General features: G+C 63.1%; 13 protein-coding genes. 10 read left to right on the forward strand and 3 right to left on the reverse strand.

The genetic code is table 11. The features are described from left to right. Positions 1–5: 5 nt before the first annotated feature. Positions 6–1400: a putative bifunctional diguanylate cyclase/phosphodiesterase gene (locus tag EUU22_RS23965; RefSeq protein ID WP_129334481.1), complete on the forward strand. Its 1395-nt coding sequence runs from the start codon at positions 6–8 to the stop codon at positions 1398–1400. 75 nt (positions 1401–1475) lie between these two features. Here the strand turns inward: EUU22_RS23965 and EUU22_RS23970 are convergent, their stop codons facing one another. Next, complete coding sequence (locus tag EUU22_RS23970) at positions 1476–2060, reverse strand: PRC-barrel domain-containing protein (RefSeq protein ID WP_129334482.1); 585 nt, start codon at positions 2058–2060, stop codon at positions 1476–1478. Between the two features lie 179 nt (positions 2061–2239). Next, positions 2240–3127: an SMP-30/gluconolactonase/LRE family protein gene (locus EUU22_RS23975; RefSeq protein WP_245485284.1), complete on the reverse strand. Its 888-nt coding sequence runs from the start codon at positions 3125–3127 to the stop codon at positions 2240–2242. Positions 3128–3543: 416 nt separating this feature from the next. On the opposite strand from EUU22_RS23975, the gene EUU22_RS23980 reads away from it, so the two are divergent. Further along, entirely contained in the window at positions 3544–4287 is a 744-nt protein-coding gene (locus EUU22_RS23980; RefSeq protein ID WP_439329186.1) for a LuxR family transcriptional regulator, read from the forward strand. 426 nt (positions 4288–4713) lie between these two features. After that, positions 4714–5853 (forward strand): iron-sulfur cluster carrier protein ApbC, encoded by a 1140-nt coding sequence (apbC, locus tag EUU22_RS23985; RefSeq protein WP_129334484.1) that lies wholly within the window; start codon positions 4714–4716, stop codon positions 5851–5853. Positions 5854–5941: 88 nt separating this feature from the next. Here the strand turns inward: apbC and EUU22_RS23990 are convergent, their stop codons facing one another. Then, positions 5942–6415, reverse strand: a complete 474-nt coding sequence (locus EUU22_RS23990) for an Hsp20/alpha crystallin family protein (protein ID WP_129334485.1) — start codon at positions 6413–6415, stop codon at positions 5942–5944. 264 nt (positions 6416–6679) lie between these two features. On the opposite strand from EUU22_RS23990, the gene EUU22_RS23995 reads away from it, so the two are divergent. The 7 genes from EUU22_RS23995 to EUU22_RS24025 all read left to right on the forward strand — a co-directional run bounded on the left by EUU22_RS23995 (position 6680) and on the right by EUU22_RS24025 (position 13355). Beyond that, positions 6680–7654, forward strand: a complete 975-nt coding sequence (locus tag EUU22_RS23995; protein WP_439329189.1) for a magnesium transporter CorA family protein — start codon at positions 6680–6682, stop codon at positions 7652–7654. A 16-nt stretch (positions 7655–7670) separates the two neighbouring features. After that, a complete protein-coding gene (locus EUU22_RS24000; RefSeq protein WP_129334487.1) occupies positions 7671–9569 on the forward strand; it encodes a potassium transporter Kup in 1899 nt (632 codons plus the stop codon). Between the two features lie 162 nt (positions 9570–9731). Beyond that, positions 9732–10901 (forward strand): cell wall hydrolase, encoded by a 1170-nt coding sequence (locus EUU22_RS24005; protein ID WP_129334488.1) that lies wholly within the window; start codon positions 9732–9734, stop codon positions 10899–10901. Positions 10902–11166: 265 nt separating this feature from the next. Beyond that, positions 11167–11550: an AtpZ/AtpI family protein gene (locus EUU22_RS24010; protein WP_129334489.1), complete on the forward strand. Its 384-nt coding sequence runs from the start codon at positions 11167–11169 to the stop codon at positions 11548–11550. 44 nt (positions 11551–11594) lie between these two features. Then, entirely contained in the window at positions 11595–12347 is a 753-nt protein-coding gene (locus tag EUU22_RS24015) for a F0F1 ATP synthase subunit A (protein ID WP_129334490.1), read from the forward strand. 68 nt (positions 12348–12415) lie between these two features. Continuing rightward, positions 12416–12643: a F0F1 ATP synthase subunit C gene (locus EUU22_RS24020; RefSeq protein ID WP_046796018.1), complete on the forward strand. Its 228-nt coding sequence runs from the start codon at positions 12416–12418 to the stop codon at positions 12641–12643. Between the two features lie 79 nt (positions 12644–12722). Further along, positions 12723–13355, forward strand: a complete 633-nt coding sequence (locus EUU22_RS24025) for a F0F1 ATP synthase subunit B (protein WP_129334491.1) — start codon at positions 12723–12725, stop codon at positions 13353–13355. The last annotated feature ends 4 nt before the right edge of the window (positions 13356–13359 follow it).

Raw genomic sequence — 13359 nt, forward strand, 5'->3', positions numbered from 1 at the left:
CGTCGATGCCGCCGGCCGATCCGACATTGCCGCAGGTAAGCCAGAACGAGCTTCAGGCGATGGCCTACACCGACCAGCTCACCGGGCTCGGTAACCGCTATCGCCTGCGCGACAAGGTGCGGATGCTCGCGGCCGAACGTGCCGACGACCCGGCCCCCTTTACCGTCGCCCTCGTCAACCTGGACGGCTTCAAGCCGATCAACGACCTGTTCGGAACGGTGGCCGGCGACGAAATCCTCTGCCAGGCGGCCCATCGGCTGAAGGCCTGCATTCCCGACGGTGCGACCGTCACCCGGCATGACGGCGACGAGTTCGCTGTCGTGCTCCCGCTGATCTTCGAGCGGGTGGCCGCGGAGCGGGTGGGCCAGATGATAAAGGACGTGCTGTCCGCACCCTACGATCTCGGCGACCGCAACGTCCGGCTTTCGGCGTCGCTCGGCTTTGCCATCTATCCTTTCGCCGGTGCCGATTTCGAGGAACTGATGAAGAGCGCGGAAACGGCGCTCTACCGTTCCAAGCGGCGGGGCCGCGGCCAGATCACCGTCTATTCGAGCGAAATCGCCCAGGAGATGCGGCGTTCCACCCAGCTCGAACAGGCGCTGCGCAATGCGATCATTTCCGACAATGTCGACGTCCACTTCCAGCCGATCGTCAATCTCGCTGATGGCCGGGTGAAGGGCTTCGAAGCGCTTGCGCGCTGGATCGATCCCGATCTCGGCTTCGTCTCCCCTGCCGTCTTCGTGCCGCTCGCCGAAGAACGCGGCTTCATCGACATGCTCTCCGAGACGCTGCTGCGCAAGGCGGCGGAGGCGACGCTTGCCTGGCCGCGCGACCTCTTCCTCTCCTTCAACCTGTCCTCGGCGCAGCTGATGGACCCGCGCACCACCTACAATACGCTCTCGATCCTCAACAGCGTCGGCTTCGATCCACGCCGGCTGGAGCTCGAGATCACCGAGACGGCGGTGATGACCTCCGCCGATACAGCGGCACGCATCATCAACGAACTGCGCGAGCTCGGTATCCGCATATCGCTCGATGATTTCGGCACCGGGCAGTCGAGCCTCGGGCGGCTTCGCGATTTCACCTTCGACAAGGTGAAGATCGACCGGGCCTTCGTTTCCGCCATCATGACGGACCGCACCTCCGAACACATCATCAAGGCGATCGTCACCATGTGTGAAGGTCTGGACCTCGCGGTCGTGGCGGAGGGTATCGAGACGGTCGCCGAGGCGAAGAAGCTGCGCGATCTCGGCTGCGGCATGGGCCAGGGCTATCATTTCGGCAAGCCGATGGATCAGGCGGCGACCCTGCGCTACCTCCACGATCACTATCATGAGTTTGCGATGCTCGACCGCGAGCGGCTCGGAGCAACGGCGCCGGGCGTCACGCCCGAGGCCTGATCTCGCCTGCAGACACGACGAAGGGCGGCGTTGCCGCCGCCCCCTTGCGAACCAGTCACGTCACTCGTTCCGGGATCAGTTGTTGTCCGTCGACGAGGTGGTGGTGCTGTCCGTCGGTGTCATCGTGCTGTCGTTCGCCGACTTCTGGTCGTCGAGGGACTGGAATTCCGGCGCCGCCTTCAGGGCTTCCGCCGTTTCCATCGTCGTCAGCTTGACGTCGTTCGAGTCAGCCTCGTGGGTGATGGTGATCTTGTCCATCGGCACGGCGACATCCTTCTCGCCGATCCCGAGGAAGCCGCCGACACCGACCACGGCAGCGACGATGCCGCCCTTTTCTTCGATGATCAGGTCGTTGATGTCACCGATGTTCTCGTTCTCGGCGTTGTAGATCGGCTGGCCGATGAACTCGTTGGCGCTGACCTGTGTGTCGGTCTGCTGGGTCAGGTATTCACCGGTCGCGCCGGTATTGGCCGCGCTGGTGTCCGGTGCCGGCATCGTCTTGGTCGTCGGCTCGGTGGTTGCGCCCGGATCAGCCGGGGTCTGCATGCCCGGCGATGCGGGAGCGGCCGGCGTGGTCGCATCCTGCGCGAAGGCGAGAGGTGCCACTGCCGAAGAACCCAGCAGCAGAGCCGCGGCCGCAATGTTCAGGGACTTCTTCATGTCGAACCTACCTTTCTCACTCGTTGGACTGTGACGCGGTCCCAGTCTTGGCGCCGCGCCGGTTCGAGTGAAAAATGCATAGGGGAAACAATCGTTCCCGAAAAAGGCGGCAGGATTTCTTTTGCCTGCCAGGGAACAAAAGGCGCCCGCGAGAGTGTGCGGGCGCCCTGTCAGTACGCTCAGAGACGGAAGAGCGGCTCCTGGCGCCCGGCGACCGTGACGCCCAGATCGAAGGTCGTCCCGGAGAGCGGATCCTCGGCGCGGCCGGCTGCATCCAGTCCCTCGTGGCAGGAGGTGACGAGCAGGCGATCTGCCGCCTTCCCGAAGAAGGCGGGGCAGGTGACGCGGCGGGTCGGCATTTCGTAACGCGCGAGATGCGTGCCGTCCGGGGCGTAGCGATCGACGCAGGCACCGTCCCAGCGGGCGTTCCATATCGTGCCCTCGGCATCGCAGACCGATCCGTCGAAGACACCCCGCATCGACGTGCCGTCGACCAGCACGCTCGCAGGTCCGACCGGCAGGCCGGTTGCCGGGTCGAGTGGGATATGCATCAGGTGGTTCACCTTCGAATCGGTGTAGTAGCCGATCGCTCCGTCCGGAGAGAAGCAGATGGCGTTCGGTATGCCGATCCTGTCGATGATCCGCGTCACCGTCGTGCCGGCGACGTGATAGATCGCCCCGGCCTCCGGTTCGGCCTTCTTGCTCATCGTGCCGATCCACAGCGCGCCGGAGGGATGCACGCGACCGTCGTTGGAGCGGTTTCCGGGTTTTTCCGGCTCCAGTTCCGCGTGGCGCGTCAGCGTACCCGTGGCGACGTCACGAAGAAAGAGCCCTTGGTCGGACGCGATCAGTTGCCGCTTGTCGTCGATGAGCGCCAGCACGCTGCCCATGAAGGGAAGTGCGTGGGAGCGGCGTTCGCCGGTCTCCGGGTCGTATTCCCAGAGCCGCTTGCCCAAAATGTCAAACCACCATGCGCGCCCGTGCAGGAAGTCCCAGACGGGACCTTCGCCCAGCTCGTGGCACTCGTCGCAGAGGACTTTGCCCTGGAAAGGATGGGTCTCGGTCACGTTGCTGTTCCTCCGTGGTTGCCGTTGCATGATCGCCTGGACTGCATGCGGCATTTGTTGGTTTCTAAAACGGTTTGCTACAAAAATTGGTCACCGCGCTGGACGGGCGATGCCTTCTGCGCTTATTGTGCACGCGGGGGACAGTCAATCGACATCGCAGTGCCCGCCGCGGGAACTCTTCCGCCATCCGCCAAATCGTAGTCGTTCAATCTGCATGGCTTTAGAAGGGGTGTAAGGCTGGCCGCGGGGGTAGACGCGTTTCCCGAGGTGAATTCTTGATATGCGTCAATATGTTCGGCACTGGGGTGCAGAACCTGGAGTTTCGTGGGGGAGCTCTGAACTCGGATCTTGCCGCGTTGTGGGGGTGAGGATCGGCTTCCGGCCGAGTCCTCCTGTTTCGTGCTCGAAGAAAACAAATGATGACGACATTGGAATCCGTTGCGAGAGCGGAAAGGGTTGCCGGCTTTGTCAGTGAGCTGACGGGCTTCAAGGCTCAGTTCGATCTCTTCCGTTTCATGCGGCGCCTCACCGAGAGCTACGGTGCGCGGGCCTTCATGGTCATGAACATGCCCGCGGCGACATCGCTCGATATCGCCAACAACTCCATCATCACCAACTGGCCCGCCGATCTGATCAGCGAATACGACCAGGTCCCGCTTCTCGCGACGAGCCCGATCATGCGGCGGCTGCGCAGTTCGTCGGCTCCCTTTTCTTTCGACATCGATAGCATCGTGCGCGAACGTGATGCCCGCACGACCGGCGTGGCGAAATCGCTCTTCGAGCGCTTCCGGATGATCCGCGGTGCCTATTTCCCGGTGCACGACGCGAACGGCGCTCGCGGGGCCATTTCCTTTCTGGGCGACCGGGCGCCGTTTTCTTTTCTGGAGATGATGGAGCTCACCTATCTCTCCGTCCACGTGTTCAACCGGCTGGCCGAAATTCGCGATCTCGACAATCGGACGACGGGGACATTGACCGACCGCGAGATCGACTGCCTGAACTGGACGGCGGCCGGAAAGACCAGCGTCGAGATCGCCGAAATCCTCAATCTCTCCGAGCACACGATCAACCATTACCTGAACCGGGCGACGAAGAAGCTCGACACCGTGAACCGCACGCAGGCTGTCGCCCGGGCGCTCCGGCTCGGCCTGATCAAGTAGCCGCATGTCGCCGCCGGTGCCGGTAAATTGTGCAGAGCACAATCGCCTGGTCAAAAATTTGGGCGCTGCACACTGAGCACTGGCGCCCGCTTTGGCCGATAATGCCTGAATACCCGCGATTCCGGCCCTCTGAGCAAGCTGGCACGCCGTATGCATCGAAGCAGCAGGTCCAGAGGGGACTGAACGAGACGCCCGGCAAGAGGCGTCTTTGAAAAGCGGAAGCCGCCGGTTCGTGGAAGCAGCGCCGAGGAAGAGCGCGCCGATCGATCCGGCGGCTTTCCCGTTTCCGGATGTCGGAGATGCCGCGGTGGGATGTTCGCGACCCGCGTCGCTCCGTCGCGGTTTCACTTGTTTCGCGCAGTTTACGGTTGGCGTCCGGCTGCCGCTCGACTATCTACGCTTCAGGCAAGTTAAAGCGAGGCAGGCATGGCTGGGTTCACGCGCGAACAGGTTCTTGAAACGCTGAAATCGGTCCGCGGACCGGGTTTCGATCGCAACATCGTCGATCTCGGCATGGTGTCGGACGTCTTCATTTCCGACGGGAAGGTCTACTTCTCGATCACGGTTCCGGCGGACCGCGCCCAGGAGCTCGAGCCGTTGCGCCTCGCCGCCGAGAGAGCCGTCAAGGCGATGCCGGGTGTCAAGGGCGCGCTGGTCAGCCTCACGGCCGAGCGCAAGGCCGGATCTGCTCCTTCGGCGCCCCCGCAAGGTGCGGGCCATGCCCATCATGCCCCCGGCCAGCCCCAGCCGCAGCGTCCCGCCAAGGCCGGCATTCCCGGCATCAAGGCGATCGTCGCGGTCGCCTCCGGCAAGGGCGGTGTCGGCAAGTCGACGACCGCCGTCAATCTCGCGCTCGCACTCAAGGCGAACGGCCTTTCCGTCGGCATTCTCGACGCCGACGTCTACGGCCCGTCGATGCCGCGACTGCTCGGCATTACGGGCAAGCCGAAGCAGATCGACGGACGGACGATCGTGCCGATGGAGAATTACGGCCTCAAGGCGATGTCGATGGGCTTTCTCGTCGACGAAGGAACGGCGATGATCTGGCGCGGTCCGATGGTCCAGTCGGCGCTGATGCAGATGCTGCGCGAAGTCGCCTGGGGCGATCTCGACGTCCTCGTCGTCGACATGCCGCCCGGCACCGGCGACGCCCAGCTGACCATGGCCCAGCAGGTGCCGCTCTCGGGCGCCGTGATCGTCTCGACGCCGCAGGACCTCGCGCTCATCGATGCCCGCAAGGGTCTCAACATGTTCAACAAGGTCGAGGTGCCGGTCCTCGGGATCGTCGAGAACATGAGCTATTTCATCGCGCCCGATACCGGCGCCCGCTACGATATCTTCGGACACGGCGGTGCGAAGGCTGAGGCGGAAAAGATCGGCGTGCCGTTCCTCGGCGAAGTGCCGCTCACCATCGAAATTCGCGAGACCTCGGATGCCGGTACGCCGGTCGTCGTATCCCACCCCGACGGGCCGCAGGCGAAGGTCTATCGTGATATCGCCGAGAAGGTCTGGCAGCAGGTCGGCATGCGCGCCGGGCGACAGGCACCGTCGATCGTCTTCGAATAGCAAACCGCACAGGCTCCGGTGCGCGCGTCAGCCGAAGGCTGCCGCCGCCCCGGGGGAGAAGGGGTGGCGGCAGGGTGCCAAGACCGCGTTACTTCTCGATTGCGATCTTGCGCTCCTTGGGAGCCGAGCCGGGCTTTTTCGGCATGGTGACGGTCAGGACGCCCTTGTCGAATTTCGCGGTGACCGCCGCCTCGTCCACGCTGGCGGGCAGGCTCATCGAACGCTGGAAGCTGCCGTAGCGCCGTTCGACCAGACGGTAGTTGTCCTTCTCGTCCTTCTTTTCGAACTTCTTTTCACCCTTGAGCGTCAGGACGCCGTTCTGGATGGAGACGTCGACATCGCTCTCGGAGATGCCCGGCAGCTCCGCCGTGAGCGTGATCGCCGTGTCGTTCTCCGCAACGTCGATCGATGGCGCCATGAAGCCTTCGGTCTTGTCGGCTCCCTTGAGGAGCCCTCCGCGACCGAAGAAGCCGTCGAACACCTTGTCCATTTCCTTGCGGAATTCGGCGAAGGGATTGTCCGACCAGAGACTTGGAAGAGAACCAGAAGACTTGTCGTTCATTGCATCCTCCTTTGGGCTTTTCGTCCACGGAAAGAATACTACGGATCGTGCTTCAGCGATCCTTGATTTAGGTCAAGCTTGAATAATGGCGCAGGTATCGGGTGGACAAGGCCTGCCGCTCCAACATTTCAAACGCCGTTCGGCGGACACCTTTTCCACAGCGCGGCGGGACAGAAATATGGCTCTTGCCATCCATGGGGCAGTTGTGATTGTCTCCGCCGTCGGAGCGGCCGGGCCCTCCGGAGCTGAAAGGCGTCTCGATTGATCAGAGCGTGCCGCAACCGCGGAGATGCGGAAATTATCCTGCCGGGCGAGCCCCCGCAGAGTCTCGACCCCGATATTCTCTGGCTCGACCTGGTCAATCCCGACCGCGAGGAGGAGTTGCTGGTCGAGGGACTGCTCGGCATTCCGTTGCCGACGCGGGACGAGCTGAAGGACATCGAACCGTCCAGCCGACTCTACGTGGAGGAAGGCGGCGTTTATATGACGGCGTCACTGGTGTGGAAGGTCGAAACGGGCCTCCCGGAACTGACGGACGTAGCCTTCATCCTGACCGGCAACCGGTTGGTGACGATCCGCTACGCCGAGCCCAAGTCCTTTGCGCTATTCACCGCCGCCCTGCATCGCGCGGGGGTCAATTATCGCACCGGTGCCGAACTCATGGCGCGTCTCCTGGAGACGGTCGCCGACCGGACGGCCGAAATCCTCGAAGTCACCGTGGCCCGCATCGACGCCCTTGCGGCAGACGTCTTCGTCGACCAGAAGACCGCGAAACGTCGGCCACCTCGCTACCTCGAGGACAAGCTGATCGACATCGCCGGCCACCAGCGCCTGGTCAGCAAGACCCGCGACAGCCTCGTCTCTCTTTCGCGCCTCGTCTCGTTCTTCCGGGCGCTTCCCCTGATCCGTCACGATCAGGAGGCGGGCGAACTCCTGCGGATCGTCAGCCGTGACGTCCAGTCACTGTCCGAGCACGCGGCGTTCGTGTCGGGCAACATCACCTTCATGCTCGATGCCTCGCTCGGGCTCATCAATGTCGAACAGAATGCCATCATCAAGATATTCTCGATCGCCTCGGTCGTCTTCCTCCCGCCGACCCTTGTCGCATCCGTGTACGGTATGAACTTTCAGTTCATGCCGGAATTGAACTGGAACTACGGCTATGCCCTCGCACTTCTGCTGATGCTGTTGTCCGCAGTCATTCCGTTCCTGTTTTTCCGTTGGAAAGGCTGGCTCTGAGGAGCCTGTGTCACTCATGCCTCATACCCATTCGGCTCTGCCCGCTGAGGGCAAGAACTTGCATCGTCTCCTCGGTCTCGCGATCGGTTCCGTCGGCGTCGTCTACGGCGACATCGGCACCAGCCCGCTCTACGCGTTTCGCGAGGCGCTGAAGCCCGTCGGCCACGACGGGATCACGCGGGTCGAGATCATCGGCATCATTTCGCTGATGATCTGGGCGCTGACGATCATCGTCACGCTGAAATACGTGCTGTTCCTCCTGCGGGCCGACAACGACGGCGAAGGCGGCACGCTGTCGTTGCTCGCACTGCTGATGAAACATGCGGGCCGTCATTCGACCGTGCTGATGGTTCTCGGGTTGATCGGTGCCGCGCTCTTCCTGGGCGACGCGATGATCACGCCGGCGCTCTCGGTCCTCTCCGCCGTCGAAGGTCTCAAACTCGCTGTGCCGCAGTCGGCGGACTACATCGTCCTCATTTCGGTCGGCATCCTGTTTGCCCTCTTCACCGTCCAGTCCCACGGCACCGGCGCCGTGGCGAAATTCTTCGGGCCGATCACCGTGCTCTGGTTCGTCGCCATGGCACTCGGGGGACTGCTCCACATCTTCGACGATCTCGGCATCTTCGCCGCCTTCAATCCCTGGTACGCCGTCACCTTCCTCTGGCGAGAGCAATTCCTGGGAGTCGTCGTGCTGGGTGCGGTGTTCCTGACGGTCACGGGGGCGGAAGCGCTTTATGCCGACCTCGGCCATTTCGGCCGCAAGCCGATCCAGCTCGCCTGGTTTGCGCTCGTGTTCCCGGCGCTGGTGCTCAACTATCTGGGGCAGGGCGCGCTGGTGCTCAAGCATCCCGAAACGGCCTCGGATCCCTTTTTCCTGATGTTCCCGGAGTGGGCGCTGCTGCCGATGGTCATCCTTGCGACGGCCGCGACCATCATCGCCAGCCAGGCGGTAATCACCGGCGCCTTCTCGCTGGTGCGCCAGGCAATCCACCTCGGTTTCCTGCCGCGCATGCAGATCCTCTTCACCTCGGAGACCCATACCGGGCAGATCTACCTGCCTTCGGTCAACGCGCTGCTTCTGATCGGCGTGCTCGGCCTGGTCCTGCTCTTCGAAAGCTCGGAAGCGCTCGCCACCGCCTACGGCATCTCGGTGACCGGCGCGATGGTCGTGACGACGATCATGGCCTTCGAATTCGTCCGCATCCGCTGGAACTGGTCGCGGGTGGTCGCAACCGTCGTGCTGCTGCCGCTGCTCACCCTCGAACTGGTCTTCCTCGGCGCCAACATGTTCAAGATCCACGACGGCGGCTATGTGCCGGTGCTGTTCGCCGCCGGCTTCACCGTCGTCATGTGGACCTGGCGGCGTGGCACGTCGATCCTCTTCGCCAAGACGCGCCACACCGACGTGCCGCTCCTGCCCTTCGTCACCTCATTGGAGAAGAGCGAGCATCCGCCCGTTGCCGTTGCCGGGACCGCCGTTTTCCTGACGAGCGATCCCGAGACGGGGCCTGCAGCACTTTTACATAACCTCAAGCACAACCATGTGCTCCACGAGCGCAACATCATCCTGACGATCAAGACGGTCAGCCGTCCGCGGGCGAGCGAAGCCGAGCGCTTCGTCGTGGAGCCGATTTCGGCCCGGTTCTCGCGTGTGGAAATCCGTTTCGGCTTCATGGAGACGCAGAATGTCTCCAAGGCGCTCGCGAGCCTGCGTCGCGGCGGGTTGAAGTTCGACATCATGTCGACCTCCTTCTACCTCGGCCGCCGCAAGCTGGTGCCGGATGCCAAGTCGGGGATGCCGTACTGGCAGGACCGGCTCTATATCGCACTCGCCAACACCGCGGCCGACCCGTCGGACTATTTCCGCCTGCCGGCGAACCGCGTGGTCGAACTCGGCGCCCACGTCATCATCTGAGCTAAAGACCGCGCACCTTGCCGGGTGCGGGGTGCGAAAGCCCGGTTCTGCCGGGTTTCCGCACCGTTGTCGCACGCGCCGGGCCCGGCCATTAACCGATCATCAAGGTTAACATGAGAGGTTTCTCTAATGTAAACCGATGTCGCGTATGGAGTTCCGGTCTTGCGTGCCACAAGCCAGAGTCGCCACAAATCCGCTTCCCGCTTCGAAAAATGGAAATCGCCCGCCGTGCTCGGCTTCGTCGCCTGGCTGGCCTTTCCCTCCGTCGCCGCAAGGGCTGACCTTGCGGGGCTCATCGCCGGAACCGATTTCGGCGGCAGCCAGTGGCGCATGGTGCTGACGGCCTCGCCGGCGGGTTCGGTCCACCAGGCGGAACTGCGCTTCGGCGAGACGCCGCGGGTCGCGGCGATCGCATCCGACGCGGGCATCCTGCTCCCCGACGGACGCAAGATCGCGCTGGACGGCGGGACGAAGGCGACTGAGGAACTTCCCGACGAGGCGCGTGTGACCCGCAGCCTCAAGAAGGGCCGCATCGTCGCCGTCGAGCCGATGCTGCCACCGAGGGCGTTCACCGCAGGCTCCATTCTCCAGCGCACGAGTTTCCTGTTTTCCCCGAAGGACGCTCCGGGTGACCTCACGGCCTTTGCCCGTTCGAAGCCGAAGAAGGTCGATCTCGCGAGCTTCTACTTCAAGAAGGAACCGAAGACCGATCCGGCGGTCCCGTCGATGCTCGCGGGTCTGGTCACCAATCGCGATGCCGACGTGCTTGCGACCGCCTATGCGCCGGCCGAGCCGGACTTCGCCCGCGTTTCGCCCTTCGATGCCATTTTGACGGACAAGCAGGAAGCCGGGCGTTTCCGGCCGGAGATCGGCCCGGACGACCATGCCTGGGCCGCCTCGGTGCTGCCGCCCTCCGTCTTCTCCGCCCGTGAACAGCAGTGCCTCGCCTCCGGCATTTATTTCGAGGCGCGCGGCGAGTCGGTGAAGGGGCAGGCGGCGGTCGCCCAGGTGATCCTGAACCGCGTGCGCAATCCGGCCTATCCCGACACCATCTGCGGCGTCGTCTACCAGAACGAAGACTGGCGCAACCGCTGCCAGTTCTCCTTTGCCTGCGACAATATCCGCGACCGGGTGAACTCCAAGTACCACTGGAAGGTCGCGCGCGAGGTTGCGATGGCCGTCACCGCCGGCAAGATCTGGCTGCCGGAGGTGGGATCGGCCACCCACTATCACGCCCTCTACGTCCGTCCGGCCTGGGCAAGGACGATGAAGAAGGTCGGCCGCATCGGTCTCCACGTCTTCTATCGCACATACGGCGGCGGCTGGAGTTGAAGCGCCGAAGACCCAGCCGGTTTGCGCCCGCCCGGTGCGATTCCCCGCCCGATTGGTGGGCGGATTCGTCGCGTTCAACTTAAGTCTATGATTTTCCGACATTAATTTGTGGTGAAACAAGCGCAGTCAGTGCCTTGACTATGCGGACACCTAAAATTATGGTGCGCGCGACTTCAAAACGGGTCGGAAGGGTATAAATCCCACCGTTTCTACATTCGTGACAGGCCCGAAGCGGCCTGCTGAGGCTGAAATGGAGGGGAGGACCATGACGGACAACCGCGGAGAGGGTCTGGAAGAGCGTCGCAGGCGCCTCGCTGCCGAACTGGCGGAGAGGAAGCGCGAGACGGGGATCGAAGAGGCTGCAGAGAAGAGCGCCGAGCAGAGCCGCAAGGGGTATGCTCAGGCGATGAAGCTCTCTAGCGAGTTCATTTCCGCGATCGTCGTCGGTGCACTTCTCGGCTATCTCTTCGACCGTTTTGTCGGCACGGCACCGTGGGGCATGATCGTGTTCTTGCTGCTCGGTTTCTGTGCCGGTGTGCTGAACGTGCTTCGTTCGGCTGGCATGGTTTCGGCGCCGCATCCGGCCGACCGTGCCGCACGGACGACAAACGAGCGTCAGGACGGCGACAGCCGTTCGGATCAAAGGTAAGGAAATGCCCGTCAGCGGCGGGCCAGAGCGAAAGAGACCCGAAGGTGTCAAACGATCCGACCCATCAGTTCCTGGTTCAGAAGATTGTACCGATCGAGATCGGCGGGATTGACTTTTCCTTTACCAATTCGTCGCTGTTCATGGTTGCGACGGTCGCCGCCGCGTCTGGCTTTCTCTACTTCTCGACCTCGAGCCGCGGCCTGATCCCGACCCGCATGCAGTCGGTCGCCGAGATGTCCTACGAGTTCATCGCCTCGATGCTCCGGGAAGGCGCCGGCAGCCACGGCATGAAATTCTTCCCGATGGTCTTCTCGCTGTTCATGTTCGTGCTGACCGCGAACCTGCTCGGGATGATGCCCTACTTCTTCACCGTGACGAGTCAAATCATCGTGACCTTCGCGCTCGCGATCTTCGTCATCGGTACCGTACTGGTCTACGGCTTCTACAAGCACGGCCTGCACTTCCTCAATCTCTTCGTCCCGAGCGGTGTGCCGGGTGCGCTTCTCCCGCTGGTCGTGGCGATCGAAATCATCTCGTTCCTGTCCCGCCCGATTTCGCTTTCCGTGCGTCTGTTCGCCAACATGCTGGCAGGCCACATCACGCTCAAGGTGTTCGCAGGCTTCGTCGCCTCGCTCGGAACCCTTGGCGCCCTTGGCATCGGTGGCGCCGTCCTGCCGCTGATCATGACCGTCGCGTTGACCGGTCTCGAGTTCCTCGTTGCCTTCCTGCAGGCTTACGTCTTTGCGGTGCTGACTTGCATGTACCTCAACGACGCAATTCACCCCGGCGGGCACTAAGGATAACCACATTGGTGCTCTCGGGCGCCAGTCATTCGCCGCAACAACCCATTCGAAGGAGTTCATTCATGGAAGCGGAAGCAGCAAAGTTCATCGGCGCAGGTTTGGCTTGCTTTGGCATGGCCGGCACGGCTCTGGGCCTCGGCAACATCTTCGGCAACTACCTGTCCGGCGCGCTGCGCAACCCGTCTGCCGCTGACAGCCAGTTCGGCCGTCTGGTATTCGGCTTCGCCGTTACGGAAGCTCTGGGCATCTTCTCGCTGCTCATCGCTCTCCTCCTCCTGTTCGCCGTCTGATATCGGCAGAGGTTCGGGATCACGGCACGCCCTGCGGCGGCCGTGATCCTTCGCATTCGTAGTACACCTGGAGGTGAGCATGTTTGTGACCCCCGCCTATGCCGAGGAAGTTCCGGCAGAGGGACAGACCCACACGGAGACCGGCGTCGCCCCTCAGACGGGCGAACTCCATACGGAGACTGGCGTCCCCTCCGAAGCGGGCCACGGCGGTGGCGTTTTCCCGCCATTCGACCAGACCACCTATCCGTCGCAGCTTCTGTGGCTGGTGATTACGTTCGGCCTTTTCTACATGCTCATGCAGAAGGTCATCGTGCCGCGCGTCGGCGGCATCCTGGAAAACCGGCACGACCGGATCGCCCAGGATCTCGACGAAGCCGCCCGTCTGAAGTCCGAGGCCGATGCGGCCATCGAGACCTACGAACGGGAGCTCAGCGCTGCGAAGGCAAAGGCCGGACAGATCGCATCCGAAGCGCGTGAAGCCGCCAAGGCCAAGGCCGACGCCGAACGGACCGCCATCGAAGCGGAACTCGCCGGCAAGGTCGCAGCCGCCGAAGCCCGGATCGCCGACATCAAGGCGAAGGCCTTCGCCGAAGTCGACGCCATCGCTGGCGAGACGGTGACCGCCATCGTCGAGAAGCTGATCGGTGCCAAGGTCGCCAAGACCGAGGTCAAGTCGGCCGTTGCCTCCGTTACCGGCAAGCAGGAGGGCTGATCCC

The sequence above is a fragment of the Ciceribacter ferrooxidans genome (assembly GCF_004137355.1).
Taxonomy (GTDB): Bacteria; Pseudomonadota; Alphaproteobacteria; order Rhizobiales; family Rhizobiaceae; genus Allorhizobium; species Allorhizobium ferrooxidans.